The organism is Escherichia sp. MOD1-EC4550, from assembly GCF_963876935.1.
Lineage (GTDB): Bacteria > Pseudomonadota > Gammaproteobacteria > Enterobacterales > Enterobacteriaceae > Escherichia > Escherichia coli_F.
On the sequence record NZ_CAWNSE010000053.1, the window covers coordinates 210,858 to 229,934 of the forward strand.

At 52.4% G+C, this 19,077-nt stretch carries 15 protein-coding genes; 8 read left to right on the top strand and 7 right to left on the bottom strand.

The genetic code is table 11. The features are described from left to right. Positions 1–37 precede the first annotated feature (37 nt). From glpE to AACU19_RS23020, 3 genes are read left to right on the top strand one after another with little or no spacing between them, the layout of a single operon-like run. A complete protein-coding gene (gene glpE, locus AACU19_RS23010) occupies positions 38–364 on the top strand; it encodes a thiosulfate sulfurtransferase GlpE (protein WP_000371928.1) in 327 nt (108 codons plus the stop codon). Positions 365–408: 44 nt separating this feature from the next. Next, complete coding sequence (gene glpG / locus AACU19_RS23015) at positions 409–1,239, top strand: rhomboid family intramembrane serine protease GlpG (protein ID WP_000928723.1); 831 nt, start codon at positions 409–411, stop codon at positions 1,237–1,239. A gap of 16 nt (positions 1,240–1,255) precedes the next feature. Then, on the top strand, positions 1,256–2,014 hold the full coding sequence (locus AACU19_RS23020) for a DeoR/GlpR family transcriptional regulator (RefSeq protein ID WP_000815098.1): 759 nt from the start codon (positions 1,256–1,258) through the stop codon (positions 2,012–2,014). On the opposite strand, the gene rtcR is transcribed toward AACU19_RS23020, so the two are convergent. After that, positions 1,996–3,594 carry a DNA-binding transcriptional regulator RtcR gene (gene rtcR / locus AACU19_RS23025; RefSeq protein WP_105278598.1) on the bottom strand — a complete coding sequence of 533 codons (1,599 nt, stop codon included), beginning with the start codon at positions 3,592–3,594 and terminating at the stop codon, positions 1,996–1,998. The genes AACU19_RS23020 and rtcR overlap by 19 nt on opposite strands. A 187-nt stretch (positions 3,595–3,781) precedes the next feature. On the opposite strand from rtcR, the gene rtcB reads away from it, so the two are divergent. Continuing rightward, positions 3,782–5,008, top strand: coding sequence for an RNA-splicing ligase RtcB (gene rtcB / locus AACU19_RS23030; protein ID WP_001105449.1), 1,227 nt, complete (start codon positions 3,782–3,784; stop codon positions 5,006–5,008). Positions 5,009–5,011: 3 nt separating this feature from the next. Continuing rightward, entirely contained in the window at positions 5,012–6,028 is a 1,017-nt protein-coding gene (rtcA, locus tag AACU19_RS23035) for an RNA 3'-terminal phosphate cyclase (RefSeq protein WP_105278599.1), read from the top strand. A 42-nt stretch (positions 6,029–6,070) separates the two neighbouring features. Here the strand turns inward: rtcA and malT are convergent, their stop codons facing one another. Then, positions 6,071–8,776, bottom strand: a complete 2,706-nt coding sequence (gene malT, locus AACU19_RS23040) for an HTH-type transcriptional regulator MalT (RefSeq protein ID WP_105278600.1) — start codon at positions 8,774–8,776, stop codon at positions 6,071–6,073. A 623-nt stretch (positions 8,777–9,399) separates the two neighbouring features. Between malT and malP the strand changes: the two genes are divergently transcribed. After that, a complete protein-coding gene (gene malP / locus AACU19_RS23045; RefSeq protein WP_105278601.1) occupies positions 9,400–11,793 on the top strand; it encodes a maltodextrin phosphorylase in 2,394 nt (797 codons plus the stop codon). Positions 11,794–11,802: 9 nt separating this feature from the next. Then, positions 11,803–13,887 carry a 4-alpha-glucanotransferase gene (gene malQ, locus AACU19_RS23050; protein WP_105278602.1) on the top strand — a complete coding sequence of 695 codons (2,085 nt, stop codon included), beginning with the start codon at positions 11,803–11,805 and terminating at the stop codon, positions 13,885–13,887. Between the two features lie 44 nt (positions 13,888–13,931). On the opposite strand, the gene gntT is transcribed toward malQ, so the two are convergent. From gntT to gntX, 3 genes are all read right to left on the bottom strand, one after another. Beyond that, positions 13,932–15,248 carry a gluconate transporter gene (gene gntT, locus AACU19_RS23055; protein WP_001131758.1) on the bottom strand — a complete coding sequence of 439 codons (1,317 nt, stop codon included), beginning with the start codon at positions 15,246–15,248 and terminating at the stop codon, positions 13,932–13,934. A 351-nt stretch (positions 15,249–15,599) separates the two neighbouring features. Beyond that, positions 15,600–16,175, bottom strand: a complete 576-nt coding sequence (gene nfuA / locus AACU19_RS23060; protein ID WP_000619389.1) for a Fe-S biogenesis protein NfuA — start codon at positions 16,173–16,175, stop codon at positions 15,600–15,602. A 58-nt stretch (positions 16,176–16,233) separates the two neighbouring features. After that, positions 16,234–16,917, bottom strand: a complete 684-nt coding sequence (gene gntX, locus AACU19_RS23065) for a DNA utilization protein GntX (RefSeq protein ID WP_001355000.1) — start codon at positions 16,915–16,917, stop codon at positions 16,234–16,236. A gap of 37 nt (positions 16,918–16,954) precedes the next feature. Between gntX and bioH the strand changes: the two genes are divergently transcribed. After that, positions 16,955–17,725 carry a pimeloyl-ACP methyl ester esterase BioH gene (bioH, locus tag AACU19_RS23070; protein WP_001060062.1) on the top strand — a complete coding sequence of 257 codons (771 nt, stop codon included), beginning with the start codon at positions 16,955–16,957 and terminating at the stop codon, positions 17,723–17,725. A 28-nt stretch (positions 17,726–17,753) separates the two neighbouring features. Here the strand turns inward: bioH and rpnA are convergent, their stop codons facing one another. Both rpnA and feoC read right to left on the bottom strand, forming a co-directional pair. Then, positions 17,754–18,632, bottom strand: coding sequence for a recombination-promoting nuclease RpnA (gene rpnA, locus AACU19_RS23075; protein ID WP_069913701.1), 879 nt, complete (start codon positions 18,630–18,632; stop codon positions 17,754–17,756). A 201-nt stretch (positions 18,633–18,833) separates the two neighbouring features. Beyond that, positions 18,834–19,070 (bottom strand): [Fe-S]-dependent transcriptional repressor FeoC, encoded by a 237-nt coding sequence (gene feoC, locus AACU19_RS23080; protein ID WP_000157586.1) that lies wholly within the window; start codon positions 19,068–19,070, stop codon positions 18,834–18,836. Positions 19,071–19,077: the final 7 nt, after the last annotated feature.

The window sequence follows — 19,077 nt, forward strand, 5'->3', positions numbered from 1 at the left end:
TAAATTTGCCCACTTGTTTGTAAAGAAAGAGAGACGCATGGATCAGTTCGAATGTATTAACGTTGCCGACGCACACCAGAAGTTGCAGGAAAAAGAGGCGGTGCTGGTCGATATTCGCGATCCACAGAGTTTCGCAATGGGGCATGCGGTGCAGGCTTTCCATTTAACCAACGACACATTGGGCGCGTTTATGCGTGATAACGACTTCGATACGCCAGTCATGGTGATGTGTTACCACGGTAATAGCAGCAAAGGCGCGGCGCAGTATCTGCTACAACAGGGCTACGATGTGGTCTACAGCATTGATGGCGGCTTTGAAGCCTGGCAGCGTCAGTTTCCTGCAGAGGTGGCGTACGGCGCGTAACGCTTTATACTGTCCCCTTTTGTGTGGAATAAGCGACAGCAACGATGTTGATGATTACCTCTTTTGCTAACCCCCGCGTGGCGCAGGCGTTTGTTGATTACATGGCGACGCAGGGTGTTATCCTCACGATTCAACAACATAACCAAAGCGATGTCTGGCTGGCGGATGAGTCCCAGGCCGAACGCGTGCGGGCGGAGCTGGCGCGTTTTCTCGAAAACCCGGCAGATCCTCGTTATCTGGCGGCCAGCTGGCAGGCGGGCCATACCGGCAGCGGCCTGCATTATCGCCGTTATCCCTTCTTTGCTGCCTTGCGTGAACGCGCAGGTCCGGTGACCTGGGTGATGATGATCGCCTGCGTGGTGGTGTTTATCGCCATGCAAATTCTCGGTGATCAGGAAGTGATGTTATGGCTGGCCTGGCCATTCGATCCGACACTGAAATTTGAGTTCTGGCGTTACTTCACTCATGCATTAATGCACTTCTCGCTGATGCATATCCTCTTTAACCTGCTCTGGTGGTGGTATCTCGGCGGCGCGGTGGAAAAACGTCTCGGTAGCGGTAAGCTAATTGTCATTACTCTGATTAGCGCCCTGTTAAGCGGCTATGTGCAGCAAAAATTCAGCGGGCCGTGGTTTGGCGGGCTTTCTGGCGTGGTGTATGCACTGATGGGGTACGTCTGGCTACGCGGCGAACGCGATCCGCAAAGTGGTATTTACCTGCAACGTGGGTTAATCATCTTTGCACTGATCTGGATTGTCGCCGGATGGTTTGATTTGTTTGGGATGTCGATGGCGAACGGAGCACACATCGCCGGGTTAGCCGTGGGTTTAGCGATGGCTTTTGTTGATTCGCTTAATGCGCGAAAACGAAAATAATTCCAGGGATTTATAAATGAAACAAACACAACGTCACAACGGTATTATTGAACTGGTTAAACAGCAGGGTTATGTCAGCACCGAAGAACTGGTGGAACACTTCTCCGTCAGTCCGCAGACTATTCGTCGTGACCTCAACGAGCTGGCGGAGCAAAACCTGATCCTGCGTCACCATGGCGGCGCGGCACTGCCTTCCAGTTCGGTTAACACGCCGTGGCACGATCGTAAGGCCACCCAGACCGAAGAAAAAGAGCGTATTGCCCGCAAAGTGGCGGAGCAAATTCCTAACGGCTCGACGCTATTTATTGATATCGGCACCACGCCGGAAGCGGTGGCGCACGCGCTGCTTAATCACAGCAATTTGCGCATTGTGACCAACAATCTCAACGTCGCTAACACGCTGATGGTAAAAGAAGATTTTCGCATCATTCTTGCAGGTGGCGAATTACGCAGCCGCGATGGTGGGATCATTGGCGAAGCGACGCTCGATTTTATCTCCCAGTTCCGCCTCGACTTCGGGATTCTGGGGATCAGCGGCATCGATAGCGACGGCTCGCTGCTGGAGTTCGATTACCACGAAGTTCGCACCAAACGCGCTATTATTGAGAACTCGCGCCACGTTATGTTGGTTGTCGATCACTCGAAATTTGGCCGTAATGCGATGGTCAATATGGGCAGCATCAGCATGGTCGATGCCGTCTACACCGACGCCCCGCCACCAGCGAGCGTGATGCAGGTGCTGACAGACCATCATATTCAGCTGGAGCTGTGCTGATCCTGCACGGCTTCCCACGTCAGACCAAAACGCGCCAGGTATTTGCGTAGCCGATCCGCGTCGTTGACGCTGGCTTTGCCCTGGCGCGAAACATCAAAGAGTTCACGCCCGGCAGCGGAAAGCGATTTTGCCTGACGGCAGATAGCGATAACGTGTTCCAGTTGCAGCCGATCAAAGAGGTCGATGTTTTCCGCTTCAGCGCCCAGTAGCTGCTTAAGCGCAGAAGAGCGGCTATCCTGCCAGTTGTAGCGTAGACGGTTTATCTCATCTTCTACGGTTTCAAGGGTGATACGCCCACTATCGGCAAACGTCGCCATGCGTGTGACGCTGGCAGAAAGTTCGCGAAAGTTACCGCGCCATGCTGCCTGAGATGATGTCGCAAAGGCCAGCCAGGCGCGCCTCGCTTCGGTGTTAAAACGCACGCTGTCGCCGGTAAGTGAGGCGTGGCGCTCCACTTCATAATCCAGGTTCGGTTCAATATCTTCCTGGCGCTGGCGTAGACCCGGCAGGGTGAAGGTCCAGAGATTAATCCGCGCGTACAGGTCTTCGCGAAATTTGCCTTCGGCAACCAGCTGGCGCAAATCGCGCACCGTTCCGGCGATCAGCTGAAAATCGCTACTCACCTGGCGATCGCTACCAAACGGGTAAAAGGTTTTCTCTTCAATGGCTTTTAGCAACATCGCCTGTTCGTCTGCGCCCAGTTCGCCAATCTCATCAAGAAACAACATGCCACCGTTGGCGCTGCGTAATAACCCTTCACGAGATTCCCGCGCCCCGGTAAACGCGCCTTTCACATGACCAAACAGCGCGGACATGGCGGTATCGCCACGCAGAGTGGCGCAGTTCACTTCCACAAACGCGCCGCTAAACTGATGCCGCGCCTGTTTTAACTCGAAGATGCGTCGTGCCAGAAACGACTTTCCCGCACCGGTTGGGCCGTTGAGCAGGATCGGTGCGCGGGATCTAATCGCCACTTTTTCGATCTGCTCAATCATGCGGTTGAAATGGGAGTTACGCGTGGCAATGCCGGATTTGAGGAAATCGAGGGTTTGCTGGCGTTCTTCGGCAAAGCGGCTGGCAATAGCGTTATAACGGCTTAAATCGAGATCGATAATCGTCACCGCACCAGGGCTATTGGGATCTTCTTTTTTACGCGGTGGTGAAGATTGTATTAATCTGGCGGGCAGGTAACGCGCTTCTGCCAGTAGAAACCAGCAAATTTGCGCGACGTGGGTACCGGTGGTGATGTGAATTAAATAGTCTTCTTTATCAGGTTCGAACGCGTAACCACGGGCGAAATCATGCAGGCAGGCGTAAACCTCCTCGAAATCCCACGGGTTATGCAGTTCAATCTCAACGCTCACCACTTCTGTTTCTGGCGAAACATTGGCGATATCGCGTTTAAGCGTTTCAAACAGCGAGCGTGAACGGGCGTCGTGCAACAATTCCAGTCGATTGATGACTAACGATTCTTGCTGGCATAGACAGAGTGACGGACGCCATTTCGACCATCGCTGACTGCCGCGCCCGGCATAATCCAGTACGGTGCCGACAAAGCCAAAAGCCACTGTTTTACGCATCTTAGATATCCTTATAAAAGACGATATTTCATTATCGGCGAATTGGCTTTGCGGGAAATCTCCGTTTACGGACGTAAAGATTTAATCTATTAAAAACAATGAATTAAAAAATTAAGCTGCTTATTTAATTTTCTGGCACGACGGTTGCAATTATCAGGACAGCAAACAACGAAAAGAGAAAAACAAAATGAATTACGAATTACTGACCACTGAAAATGCCCCGGTAAAAATGTGGACCAAAGGCGTGCCGGTAGAGGCCGATGCGCGTCAGCAACTTATTAATACGGCGAAGATGCCGTTTATTTTCAAACATATTGCGGTAATGCCGGATGTACACCTGGGTAAAGGTTCCACCATTGGTAGCGTGATCCCGACCAAAGGAGCGATTATTCCGGCGGCGGTGGGGGTAGATATCGGTTGTGGAATGAACGCACTGCGAACTGCGTTAACGGCGGCTGACCTGCCTGAAAACCTGGCGGAGCTGCGTCAGGCGATTGAAACTGCCGTGCCGCACGGACGTTCCAATAATCGTAGCCGTCGTGATAAAGGCGCATGGGAGCATCCGCCTGTTAACGTCGATGCTAAATGGGCCGAGCTGGAAGCTGGTTATCAGTGGTTAACGCAAAAATATCCGCGTTTCCTTAACACTAATAACTATAAACATCTGGGAACGCTGGGAACGGGTAACCACTTTATTGAAATCTGCCTTGATGAGTCGGACCAGGTGTGGATTATGCTGCACTCCGGTTCACGCGGAATTGGTAATGCCATCGGGACTTACTTTATCGATCTGGCACAAAAAGAGATGCAGGAAACGCTTGAAACGTTGCCATCGCGTGACCTGGCGTACTTTATGGAAGGTACGGAATACTTTGATGATTACCTGAAAGCGGTGGCCTGGGCGCAGCTTTTTGCCAGCCTTAACCGCGATGCGATGATGGAAAATGTGGTAACGGCGTTGCAGAGCGTTACGCAGAAAACGGTAAGACAGCCACAAACGCTGGCGATGGAAGAGATCAACTGTCACCACAACTATGTGCAAAAAGAACAGCACTTTGGCGAAGAGATCTATGTGACGCGTAAAGGCGCGGTGTCTGCGCGTGCTGGTCAATATGGAATTATTCCCGGTTCGATGGGGGCGAAAAGCTTTATTGTCCGTGGGCTGGGAAATGAAGAGTCGTTCTGTTCGTGCAGCCACGGTGCCGGGCGGGTAATGAGCCGTACTAAAGCGAAAAAACTGTTCAGCGTGGAAGATCAAATTCGTGCCACCGCGCATGTGGAATGCCGTAAAGATGCCGAAGTGATCGACGAAATCCCGATGGCGTATAAAGATATCGACGCGGTGATGGCGGCACAAAGCGATCTGGTGGAAGTTATCTACACCCTGCGTCAGGTGGTGTGTGTAAAAGGATAAATGATGAAAAGGATGATTGCGCTGGATGGCGCACAGGGCGAAGGCGGCGGGCAGATCCTGCGTTCGGCACTGAGTCTGTCGATGATAACCGGCCAGCCATTTACCATCACCGGCATTCGCGCCGGGCGGGCGAAACCGGGGCTGTTGCGCCAGCATCTGACGGCTGTAAAGGCGGCGACGGAAATTTGCGGAGCAACGGTGGAGGGTGCGGAGCTGGGGTCGCAGCGTCTGGTCTTCCGGCCCGGTACCGTGCGCGGTGGCGACTACCGCTTTGCTATTGGTAGCGCCGGAAGTTGCACGCTGGTACTACAAACGGTACTGCCCGCGCTGTGGTTTGCCGATGGTCCTTCTCGTGTTGAAGTGAGCGGAGGTACCGATAACCCGTCGGCCCCGCCTGCAGATTTTATCCGCCGGGTGCTGGAGCCGCTGCTGGCAAAAATAGGAATTCATCAGCAAACCACGCTGTTACGTCACGGTTTTTATCCTGCCGGAGGCGGCGTGGTGGCGACGGAAGTCTCGCCCGTGGCATCGTTTAACACCTTGCAACTTGGCGAGCGCGGGAACATTGTGCAGATACGTGGAGAGGTGCTACTGGCTGGTGTGCCACGCCATGTCGCTGAGCGTGAAATCGCTACGTTGGCGGGTAGTTTTTCCCTGCATGAGCAGAATATTCATAACCTGCCGCGCGACCAGGGGCCGGGTAATACCGTCTCGCTTGAAGTCGAAAGTGAAAATATCACTGAACGCTTTTTTGTCGTCGGTGAAAAGCGCGTCAGTGCCGAAGTGGTGGCTGCGCAGTTAGTGCAAGAGGTGAAACGTTACCTGGCGAGCCCGGCGGCGGTGGGGGAATATCTCGCCGACCAGTTGGTGCTACCAATGGCGCTGGCGGGGGCGGGAGAATTTACGGTCGCCCATCCCTCATGCCATCTGCTGACCAATATCGCGGTGGTGGAGCGTTTCTTGCCAGTGCGGTTTAGTCTGGTGGAGGCGGATGGCGTAACGCGGGTGAGCATTGAATGATATAAAGATGTAAGCCGGATCCGACGTATTATCCGGCTAAACTCACACCCCATATCCCATCATCTTCAGCAGTTTCTGCGCGTGTTGTACCGCGGCCTGACGGTGGGCGACACCGAGTTTTTGGTACAGATTGCGGATATGCGTTTTGATGGTGGTTGCCGCCACTTCCAGCTCGCCTGCAATTTGTTCATTGCTGTAACCGGAGTAAATCAGCCCCAATACCTGCCATTCGCGTTGGGTCAGCGGGCTGGTACGGATCAATTCTGGTACTTCCGGATGATTTAGCAGACGTTCAACGAAATTCTCATCAAAATGGGCGAATTTATGCCGATGATGTTGATTTATTTCCCGCAGAATACGCTGTGCGCGATGCTGTTCCAGCTCAGGCAACGTATTGAGTTGAATCAGTTGGCGTAACTGTTGCGCCATCGCTTCGCCTTCGATGACAAAGTGACTGATAAATCCGGTACGATTCGCCAGTTTTAATGCCTCCAGCAACACACGCTGGGCATCATTTTTGCGACCGGCCTGCCAGTACAGTTGATTAAGCAGCAACAGGTTACGGTTGAGATCGCTCATTAACCGCAGACTGCGGGCGTTTTCATTGAGTTCTTCAAGAACAATTTCTGCCGGTTCAAACTCGCCCAGCAATATTTGTGCACGGGCGATGTTGCGCCATTGACCTTGCAGGAAGTGGTTATTCGCAAACTCCGGTTTGGCTGTGTGACGCAACCAGTTGGCGGCGGCAGCTTTGTCGCCGGTCATTTGCCAGTAAATGACCCGGACTTTGTTGGCGTTAGAGATCCAGTCGCTGTGATATTTGCCATTTCCCAGCAGGTTTTCCAGACGATTCAGTTGGCTACGGGCGTTATCCAAATCACCTCGGGCCAGCGAGCATTGAATCAACATTGCCAGGCACTGGAGTTGTTGCTGTGGCTGATAAGACGACAAAACTTCAATCCCGCTGCGTGCCGATGCTTCGGCTTCGTCCAGCCGTGCCCAGGCCCATAACAGTTGTGCTCGGATACGTACCAGAAATTCATGCATTGGCAGCTGTTCCAGATGCTGCTCGTTGATCAGCTGGAATGCTTTTTCCTGCGTTTCCCACGCGGTTTGCAGGAAACCCTGAGCAAACAGAATTTCGCTTTGCTGGATTAAACTCCACAAAGCGTAGTGCCAGACATCGTGCTGGCGTGCCATCTGTTCGGTTTGCTGCATTAACGCCAGCGAGCGGGTCAGTTCCCCTTTGCAGTGCAATACTTCACCCAACACCGAAGTTGCTACAATGCGGCTGTAGAACCAGCCGGGAGGCAGTTCTTCCAGTGCCAGTTTTGCCAGCCGTTCAGCTTCATCCGGGTTACCATCGTTAATCGCCACCTGGGCGCGCAGAGCATTAAATTCTGCGTGCATGGTGCCTTCTCTGATGTCTTTGATTTCATGTTCAGCACGAGCCAGCAGGGTGTTTACTTCGCCGTAGCGATGCTGGCTTTGCATCAGCCACGCTTGTAATAACACCAACTGCGGATTTTCCAGCAAACTCTCCCATGGCAGGGCTTTAAGTGACTCTTCAAGTAGCGAAAGTTCGCTGTGGTTGAACAAACTCCAGGCGTGATTAAGCAGAATATCGCGCAGCATCAGCGCATCGCCTGCCGCCAGCGCATGATGAATCGCTTCGCTGGGGAATCCCTGGGCCATCCAGCTTTCTGCGGCGGCACTGTGGATTTTCGGCAGCTCCGCCGCCAGTTCCCACTGGCAGCGCTGGCGCAGGAAGTTGCCAAACAGCGGGTGATAGCAGAACCACTCGCCGGTATCATCCATCCGCTGTAAAAACAGCCCCTGACGCTCAATCTCTTCGAGGCGCATTTGCCCGTTTTCTTCGCCGGTCACACGTGTGATGAGTGCATCGTTCATTGAGCGCAAAATGGCGCTTTTCAACAGAAAATGGCGCGTTGCGAGATCGACGTTGTCCAAAACCTCATCGACCAGATAATCCGAAAGATGACTGGCATTGATTCCCGCCAGACGGCGTGCCGACTTATGGGCTGAGTGGGTATTCTGCCGGGCGGAGAGGGCAATTAACTGTAGCGCAGTCGCCCAACCGGAAACGTCATCGCAAATCCGACTGCTTTCTGCGGCTTCAATCGGCGATGACAGGCGGCAATCAAAAAACTGCTTCGCTTCCTGATGGGTAAACGCCAGTTGCTGACTGCCAATTTCCAGCAGTTGGTCGCGAACACGCAGATTGGCAATGCCCAGTTGCGGAAGATTGCGTGACAGCACCACCAGGGTGAGATTTTCTGGTTGATGGCGAATAAAGAAGCGCATTGACTCGTGGATCACCGGATTAGTGATCAGATGGTAGTCATCGATGACCAGATAAAGTGGGCTATGCCATTCCGCCAGCTCAATGAAAAGCTGGGCAAAGAGTGACGTCAGGCTGGCATATTGCCGTTTTTGCGCCATCGTCTCACAAATCGCACAGTGACCGTTGGTTGCCTGTTGCACGGCGGCAATGAAATAGCTGGCGAAACGCTCTTGCTGGTTATCGCCCTCATCCAGCGAGTACCAGCCCAAATCGTTTTTGCCTGCCGCCCATTGAGAAATGAGTGTGGTTTTTCCGTAGCCCGCAGGACTCGTGATCAGCGCCAGCCGGAAGTTGTTCGCGCCGGAAAGTTTAGCCAGCAGGCGCTCACGAACCACGGTATGGTCGAGTCGAACCGGACGACTTAATTTTGACGGAATCAGCATAGTTAATCACTTCACTGTGGAAAATGAGGAAATATTATTTTTTTTGCGCTTCGTAATTAATGGTTATAAGGTCGGCCAGAAACCCTTCTAATGCAAGCGATGACGTTTTTTTATGTGTCTGAATTTGCACTGTGTCACAATTCCAAATGTTTATTAACAACTCACCTAATAACGACGCTGATGCAGCGTGAATACTGGGTTTTACGGTATTTTCCTCATGTTCATCAGTTTCATTTAAGCAAGGGAGTCTTCTCAATTCCTGATGAAAGAGCCATCTAAAAAGAGGATCTTAATAAACCTATTAAGAATGAGATGGAGCAAACTGGATGTTTTACTTATGAAACTGTTTCACTCCTTTACTTAATTTATAGAGTTACCTTCCGCCTTTTGAAAATACACAACGGCCATTTTTTGCACTTAGATACAGATTTTCTGCGCTGTATGGCATTGATTTGCTGCTAATCCTGTGGATTGCACTAGGTTTAAGTGGTCGAGATCACATTTCCTTGCTCATCCCCGCAACTCCTCCCTGCCTAATCCCCCGCAGGATGAGGAAGGTCAACATCGAGCCTGGCAAACTAGCGATAACGTTGTGTTGAAAATCTAAGAAAAGTGGAACTCCTATGTCACAACCTATTTTTAACGATAAGCAATTTCAGGAAGCGCTTTCACGTCAGTGGCAGCGTTATGGCTTAAATTCTGCGGCTGAAATGACCCCTCGTCAGTGGTGGTTGGCAGTGAGCGAAGCACTGGCCGAAATGCTGCGTGCTCAGCCATTTGCCAAACCGGTGGCGAATCAGCGACATGTTAACTACATCTCAATGGAGTTTTTGATTGGTCGCCTGACGGGCAACAACCTGTTGAATCTCGGCTGGTATCAGGATGTACAGGATTCGTTGAAGGCTTATGACATCAACCTGACTGACCTGCTGGAAGAAGAGATCGACCCGGCGCTGGGTAACGGTGGTCTGGGACGTTTGGCTGCGTGCTTCCTCGACTCAATGGCAACTGTCGGTCAGTCTGCGACGGGTTATGGTCTTAACTATCAATATGGCTTGTTCCGCCAGTCTTTTGTCGATGGCAAACAGGTTGAAGCGCCGGATGACTGGCATCGCGGTAACTACCCGTGGTTCCGCCACAACGAAGCACTGGATGTGCAGGTAGGAATTGGCGGTAAAGTGACGAAAGACGGACGCTGGGAGCCGGAATTTACCATTACCGGTCAAGCGTGGGATCTTCCCGTTGTCGGTTATCGTAATGGCGTGGCGCAGCCGCTGCGTCTGTGGCAGGCGACGCATGTGCATCCGTTTGATCTGACAAAATTTAACGACGGTGATTTCCTGCGTGCCGAACAACAGGGCATCAACGCGGAAAAACTGACCAAAGTTCTCTATCCAAACGACAACCATACTGCCGGTAAAAAGCTGCGCCTGATGCAGCAATACTTCCAATGTGCTTGTTCGGTAGCGGATATTCTGCGTCGCCATCATCTGGCGGGGCGTAAACTGCACGAGCTGGCAGATTACGAAGTTATTCAACTGAACGATACCCACCCGACTATTGCCATTCCAGAGCTGCTGCGCGTGCTGATTGATGAGCATCAGATGAGCTGGGATGACGCCTGGGCCATCACCAGCAAAACTTTTGCTTACACCAACCATACCCTGATGCCAGAAGCGCTGGAACGCTGGGATGTGAAACTGGTGAAAGGCTTACTGCCGCGCCACATGCAGATTATTAACGAAATTAATACACGCTTTAAAACGCTGGTGGAAAAAAACTGGCCGGGCGATGAAAAAGTGTGGGCCAAACTGGCGGTGGTACACGACAAACAAGTGCATATGGCGAACCTGTGTGTGGTTGGCGGTTTCGCGGTAAACGGTGTTGCGGCGCTGCACTCGGATCTGGTGGTGAAAGATCTGTTCCCGGAATATCACCAGCTATGGCCGAACAAATTCCATAACGTCACCAACGGTATTACCCCACGTCGCTGGATCAAACAGTGCAACCCGGCACTGGCGGCTCTGTTGGATAAATCACTGAAAAAAGAGTGGGCTAACGATCTCGATCAGCTGATCAATCTGGAAAAATTCGCTGATGACGCGAAATTCCGCCAGCAATATCGCGAGATCAAGCAGGCGAATAAAGTCCGTCTGGCGGAGTTTGTGAAAGTTCGTACCGGTATTGAAATCAATCCTCAGGCGATTTTCGATATTCAGATCAAACGCTTGCATGAGTACAAACGTCAGCACCTGAATCTGCTGCATATTCTGGCGTTGTACAAAGAGATTCGTGAAAACCCGCAGGCTGACCGCGTACCGCGCGTCTTCCTCTTCGGCGCGAAAGCGGCACCGGGCTACTACCTGGCGAAGAATATTATCTTTGCGATCAACAAAGTGGCTGATGTGATCAACAACGATCCACAGGTTGGCGATAAGTTGAAGGTGGTGTTCCTGCCGGATTATTGCGTTTCGGCGGCGGAAAAACTGATCCCGGCGGCGGATATCTCCGAACAAATTTCGACTGCAGGTAAAGAAGCTTCCGGTACCGGCAATATGAAACTGGCGCTCAATGGTGCGCTTACTGTCGGTACGCTGGATGGTGCTAACGTCGAAATCGCCGAAAAAGTTGGTGAAGAAAATATCTTTATTTTTGGTCATACCGTGGAACAAGTGAAGGCAATTCTGGCCAAAGGCTACGACCCGGTGAAATGGCGGAAGAAAGATAAGGTGCTGGACGCAGTATTGAAAGAGCTGGAAAGCGGTAAATACAGCGACGGCGATAAGCATGCCTTCGACCAGATGCTGCACAGTATCGGCAAACAGGGCGGCGATCCGTATCTGGTAATGGCGGATTTCGCAGCCTATGTAGAGGCACAAAAGCAGGTGGATGTGCTGTACCGCGACCAGGAGGCCTGGACTCGCGCGGCGATCCTCAATACCGCCCGCTGCGGTATGTTTAGCTCGGATCGCTCTATTCGCGATTATCAGGCTCGTATCTGGCAGGCAAAACGCTAAGGAAGCTCGATGGAAAGCAAACGTCTGGATAATGCCGCGCTGGCGGCGGGGATCAGCCCCAATTACATCAATGCCCACGGTAAACCGCAGTCGATTAGCGCCGAAACCAAACGGCGTTTGCTTGACGCGATGCATCAACGTACCGCCACGAAAGTGGCGGTAACGCCAGTCCCGAATGTCATGGTCTATACCAGCGGCAAAAAAATGCCGATGGCGGTGGAGGGCAGCGGCGAATATAGCTGGCTGCTGACCACCGAAGAAGGAACGCAGTACAAAGGCCATGTAACGGGGGGCAAAGCGTTCAATTTACCGACGAAGTTGCCGGAAGGTTATCACACGTTGACACTCACCCAGGACGACCAGCGCGCGCATTGTCGGGTGATTGTCGCCCCGAAACGCTGTTACGAACCGCAGGCGTTGCTGAATAAACAAAAACTGTGGGGCGCCTGCGTCCAGCTTTATACGCTGCGATCGGAAAAAAACTGGGGTATTGGGGATTTTGGCGATCTCAAAGTGATGCTGGTGGATGTGGCAAAACGTGGCGGGGCTTTCATCGGTCTGAACCCGATTCATGCGCTCTATCCGGCAAATCCGGAAAGTGCCAGTCCGTATAGCCCGTCTTCTCGTCGCTGGCTAAATGTGGTTTATATCGACGTTAACGCCGTCGAAGATTTCCATCTTAGCGAAGAGGCTCAGGCCTGGTGGCAGTTACCGACCACGCAACAGACGCTGCAACAGGCACGGGATGCCGACTGGGTCGATTACTCCACCGTTACTGCGCTGAAAATGACAGCATTGCGGATGGCGTGGAAAGGTTTTGCGCAACGTGATGATGAGCAGATGGCCGCGTTTCGCCAGTTTGTTGCAGAGCAGGGCGACAGCCTGTTCTGGCAGGCGGCGTTTGACGCGTTACATGCCCAGCAAGTGAAAGAAGACGAAATGCGCTGGGGCTGGCCTGCATGGCCAGAGATGTATCAGAACGTGGATTCACCAGAAGTGCGTCAGTTCTGCGAAGAACATCGTGATGACGTCGATTTTTATCTCTGGTTGCAGTGGCTGGCTTACTGCCAGTTTGCCGCCTGCTGGGAGATAAGCCAGGGCCATGAAATGCCGATTGGCTTGTACCGTGATCTGGCGGTTGGCGTAGCAGAGGGTGGAGCAGAAACCTGGTGCGACCGGGAGTTGTATTGCCTGAAAGCGTCGGTGGGCGCACCGCCGGATATCCTCGGCCCGTTGGGGCAGAACTGGGGATTGCCGCCGATGGATCCGCATATCATCACCGCGCGTGCCTATGAACCGTTTATCGAGCTGTTGCGTGCCAATATGCAAAACTGCGGCGCGTTGCGAATTGACCATGTGATGTCGATGCTGCGTTTGTGGTGGATACCGTATGGCGAGACGGCAGATCAGGGCGCGTATGTTCACTATCCGGTAGATGATCTGCTCTCGATTCTGGCACTCGAAAGTAAGCGCCATCGCTGCATGGTGATTGGTGAAGACCTCGGCACTGTACCGGTAGAGATTGTCGGTAAACTGCGCAGCAGCGGTGTGTACTCCTACAAAGTGCTCTATTTCGAAAGTGACCACGAGAAGACATTCCGCGCGCCGAAAGCGTATCCGGAGCAGTCGATGGCGGTTGCGGCGACACACGACCTGCCTACACTGCGTGGCTACTGGGAGAGCGGGGATTTAACACTGGGCAAAACGCTGGGGCTGTACCCGGATGAAGTGGTATTGCGCGGTCTGTATCAGGATCGCGAACTGGCGAAGCAAGGGTTACTGGATGCACTGCATAAACATGGTTGCCTGCCAAAACGTGCGGGGCATAAGGCATCGTTAATGTCGATGACGCCGATGCTTAATCGTGGTTTGCAACGTTATATCGCTGATAGTAACAGTGCTCTGTTAGGGCTACAGCCAGAAGACTGGCTGGATATGGCCGAACCGGTAAATATTCCCGGAACCAGTTACCAGTATAAAAACTGGCGACGTAAGCTTTCTGCAACGCTTGAGTCGATGTTTGCCGATGATGGCGTGAACAAGTTGCTGAAGGATTTGGACAGACGGCGCAGAGCGGCTGCGAAGAAGCAGTAGAGAGCGGTTGATGCCGGATGCGATGCATCCGGCAGTCAGTGTTATCAAATCACCATATTCAGCAGCAGACAGCCTACCAGACCGCACACCGAGATAATGGTTTCCAGCATCGACCAGGACTTGATGGTCTCGCCGATAGTCAGGTTAAAGTACTCTTTGAACAGCCAGAAGCCCGGATCGTTCACGTGAGAGAAAATCACACTACCGGAACCAACCGCAATAACCATCAGTTCCGGGCTAACACCCGTCGTTGCAATTAGTGGTGCCGCGATACCCCCCGCAGTGATTGCCGCAACGGTTGCGGAACCCAGCGCGATACGCAGTACGGCGGCAATCGACCAGGCCATCAGCAGCGGAGAAATGTTGGTTTCGTGCATCATGGAAGCAATGTATTTGTCCACGCCGCTGTCTACCAGCACCTGCTTGAACGCACCGCCACCACCGATGATCAACAGCATCATCGCGATGATTTTGATGGAAGAAACCAGCGTGTCGTTAATCTGATCCATTGAACGACCACGGTTCAGACCAAAGGTGAACATCGCAATCAGCACGGCAATCAGCGTTGCCATTACCGGGTCACCGAGGAACTCCGCCACCGGCAGGAAAGCGTGACCTTTCGGCAGGATCATTTCGGCAATTGCACGCATCGCCATCAGCACAACCGGCACCAGAGAAGTCCAGACGCTGACGCCAAAGCTTGGCATCTCTTCTTCGCTGAAGGTTTTCGCGCTGTACAGACCTTCCGGGATTGGCTTATCGATACCTTTCAGCACGCGAGCGTAAACCGGACCCGCGAGAATAACGGTCGGGATTGCCAGAATAGTTCCGTACAGCAGGGTCTTACCCATATCGGCATTGAAAATGGTGGCAATCGCAGTTGGGCCCGGATGTGGCGGCAGGAAGCCGTGGGTCACAGACAGCGCAGCCGCCATTGGTACACCAACATACAGCAGCGGAATATTCGCGGAAGCCGCGATGGTAAACACCAGCGGCAGCATTAGCACGAAGCCCACTTCATAGAACAGGGCAAAACCGACAGTAAAACCGGTTAACACTACCGCCCATTGGATGTGTTTTTTACCAAATTTGGCAATCAGCGTGGTGGCGATACGTTGTGCACCACCGCAGTCTGCCAGCATTTTGCCCAGCATCGCGCCAAAACCCATGATCAGGGCAAGGCTACCGAGCGTCCCGCCGACACCAGCTTTGATGGAGCCAATAACTTTATCCAGCGGCATTCCCTGCATTAATCCAACAGCAAGCGCCACGAGGACGAGAGCGATGAATCCGTTCATTTTGAAGCGGATCATCAGGAGCAACAACAAGATTACACCGATAGCAACAATGACTAATGGCATGATTTACCTGGCCTTTCATTTGTTATGGGTAACGTCAATTTTCTGACGACAAACTCTAATTATCCCAATCGGGAACAGAGATATTGCGGCACCACGACTGATACCCACTAAAACTAATTATTGTAGTCAGATGTCAGGAGTATGTTTGGTACCCACGTGAATGATACGGGTAACATCTGGCGTTTGAGAATCACCAGAGCGGGGTAAATTTAAATTATGAGAGGTTGGTCATATTATCGCGGGGAAACGTAGGGACTGGATTTGCCGAGGCAATGTAGCGCCAACGCCTGGCAGACGGCCCGATAAGAAGCTTTAGCGTCGCATCGGGCAATCTATAAAAGAGAGGATAACTTAGTAGTAAGAGTGTTCGCCGCGCTGGTGTTCGGTGAGATCGCGTACACCTTTCAGCTCCGGGAATTCGTTCAGCAGCTGCTTTTCGATCCCTTCTTTCAGCGTCACATCGACCATTGAACAACCGTTACAACCGCCGCCAAATTGCAGAATGGCGTAACCGTCTTCGGTGATTTCCATCAGCGAAACGCGACCACCGTGACCGGCAAGCTGTGGGTTGATCTGCGACTGCAGCATATACTCCACGCGCTCCATCAGCGGCGCATCGTCAGCTACTTTGCGCATTTTGGCGTTTGGGGCTTTCAGCGTCAGCTGAGAACCCAACTGGTCGGTAACAAAGTCGATCTCTGCATCTTCCAGGTAAGGCGCGCTTAACTCATCAACATACGCGGTCAGCAGGTCAAATTTCAGGGCAGTGTCGGTGGCTTCCACAGCGTCCGGCGGACAATAAGAAACACCACATTCAGCGTTAGGCGTGCCAGGGTTAATCACAAATACGCGGATTTGTGTCCCTTCTTCCTGATTTGCCAGCAGTTTGGCAAAGTGCGCTTGTGCAGCATCGGAAATACGGATCATAGTAATGGCCTAATAGTTGACTATTTTAGTTGGTTATAATACGCCCATCATCGAGGCTCTACAAGGTTCGACAAAGGCACCAGACCTGGACAGTCGCCGCACCATTGCGTAAAAGCAACTGTGCAATCTCTGCGACGGTACTTCCGGTGGTAACGACATCATCCACTATCACCATATGGCGACCTTGCACCGGCAATTCAAGGCGAAAGGCATTTTTCAGGTTGCGTTTGCGCAGCCGGGCGCTAAGAAAATGCTGGGTCGCAGTGGCCCGTGTACGTGTGACGGCTTCGCTATCCCATTGGCAGTGCAACCAGCGTGATAACGGCTGACACAGCAAATCGCTCTGATTAAATCCCCGACGCCAGTGACGCCGCTGCCATAACGGCACGCTGATGATGCGGTCCGGCAATTGCAAACCGGTGGCGCGACGAGCGTGTAAGACTTCCAATAGTAACAGACGTGACAGGGCGCTGGCGATTTCGCAACGCCGGGAAAACTTAAGCTGGTGGATGAGCGGACTTAACGGTGGTGCATAGTCGGCAACCGTGACCAGTCTTTGCCACGGCGGTGGTTTTTGCAGGCAGCGACCACAGGGAAGATGGGAGTGTGTTGCGGGTAATCCACATTGTGGGCATAACGTTTTATCTGTACGGGTGGCGCGAGAGCATACCGAACAAATCCCCCAATGACCTAACGCCAGGGGCATTCGGCATAGCCAGCATAATCCCGGTACTGTTAGCATATGTTCATCCTTGTAAGTAAAAAGAGAACAATAGCGGATGAATAACATCTGGTGGCAGACCAAAGGTCAGGGGAATGTTCATCTTGTGCTGCTGCACGGATGGGGACTGAATGCCGAAGTGTGGCGTTGCATTGATGAGGAACTTAGCTCGCATTTTACGCTGCATCTCGTTGATCTGCCCGGCTTCGGGCGCAGCCAGGGATTTGGTGCGATGTCACTTGCTGATATGGCTGAAGTCGTGCTGCGACAAGCGCCGGACAAAGCTATCTGGTTAGGCTGGAGTTTGGGCGGACTGGTGGCAAGCCAGATTGCGTTAACCCATCCCGAGCGGGTTCAGGCGCTGGTCACCGTGGCGTCGTCGCCATGTTTTAGTGCTCGTGACGATTGGCCGGGGATCAAACCGGACGTGCTGGCAGGTTTCCAGCAGCAACTCAGTGAAGATTTTCAGCGCACGGTAGAACGGTTCCTTGCGTTACAAACCATGGGTACAGAAACGGCACGCCAGGATGCGCGAGCGCTGAAGAAAACCGTTCTGGCGCTGCCGATGCCGAAGGTTGACGTGCTCAATGGTGGGCTGGAAATACTGAAAACGGTCGATCTCCGCCAGCCGCTGCAAAACGTGTCCATGCCGTTTTTGCGATTGTATGGCTATCTCGATGGTCTGGTGCCGCGCAAAGTGGTGCCGATGCTGGATAAACTCTGGCCACACAGCGAGTCGTACATCTTCGCCAAAGCGGCCCATGCGCCGTTTATTTCGCATCCGGACGAGTTTTGTCACCTGCTGGTGGCGTTGAAGCAGAGGGTGTAGACAGCTGTTGAAATGGCGAGACAGAACTTTACTGGCTCGCCGCAGCCAACTCCTCTTCTGACACCCCGGTAAAACGCATGATGTCCGCAAGAGGGACTCCGGATTCAAGCATTATTTTGGCTATATGCAAGGCTTTGGATTGTTCCCCTTCTTGCCGCAATCTTTCCGCAATAGTCATTAAACTCTCCTTGTGTTTCGGTGAACGTTCGGCCACACCATCGATAAAATCATTAAAACGTACTGCATCGCCAGTTTGCAGTATGTAATTAAACAGCCCTTTGATTTGTCTGTCATTAGCGTATCCACTACTTAATAAGCAGGCCATTTGCTCTACCAGCCCCATCAGGTCGCGTTGACGTATATGTTTTTGGATTAACTCCAGCAGCGCCATACGTCGGTGCTGCATGATTTCATCATCAGGCATGACAGTGACATCAATCAGCGGGAATGCAGAGGCATAAAGCTGTCTGGCCAGTTTGGGATCGGCGAAACAATCCAGCCAACACAGTGAATAGGGATAGGGGCTTTCAATGCCGTGGTAAAACAACAATGGCACCACCATCGGCAACGTTTTGTATCCGGCATCCAGGTGATTTTGCATTGCGGCAATGGCGTAACGCATCATGCGAAATGCGATCAGTTTGTTTGAGGTGCTTTGATGTTCAATCAGACAATAGATATATCCCGGTCCTTGTTCCGTTTTCACCGACCACAGCACGTCGGAATAGCTTTCACGCAGATCGTCATCAATAAAGCTGCTCGACTCCAGCTTGAGGGTTTTCATATCACAGAGCGCGTGAATAGGTGCCGGTAAATGGAACGCAAGAAAATCGCGTGCCGTGTCCGGTTGGCGTAAAAAGAGTTTGAACAGCGCATCGTGTGGGGTGGAACTCTGCTTTTTGCTCATGGCGTTCCTTCACCTGTTGTTTGAATGCCGCGACTCTACGCGCCACTCCACACCTGTGCATTAGCGAGTTTTCATCCCTGCGAGACGCTTTCAGAGGAACTTACGTTGTACTGCAAGAGTTGCATTATTATGGAAAGCCGCACGCAAAAAAGCCCGGTTGCAAACGCATACCGGGCTTTCAAAACAGGCAGTAAAACAAGGTTAACGTAACGCCCACCACTCACGCAGACAGGCTTTGCCTTCCGGGCAGCTTTTACAACTGCCAGAGAGGCAGCCGTCAGGTTCTTCCTGAATCCGCACGGCTTTGCCCATACTTTCCAGCTGTTGCAGCATGGCGTTAATCATGGGTTGCGGAGTGTTCAATGTCTGGCTTATCTGGGCCGCTTCCATACGGCCCCGTAATGCCAGCAAATCACGCACCTGAATGAGCGAAGCCATTGCTGTA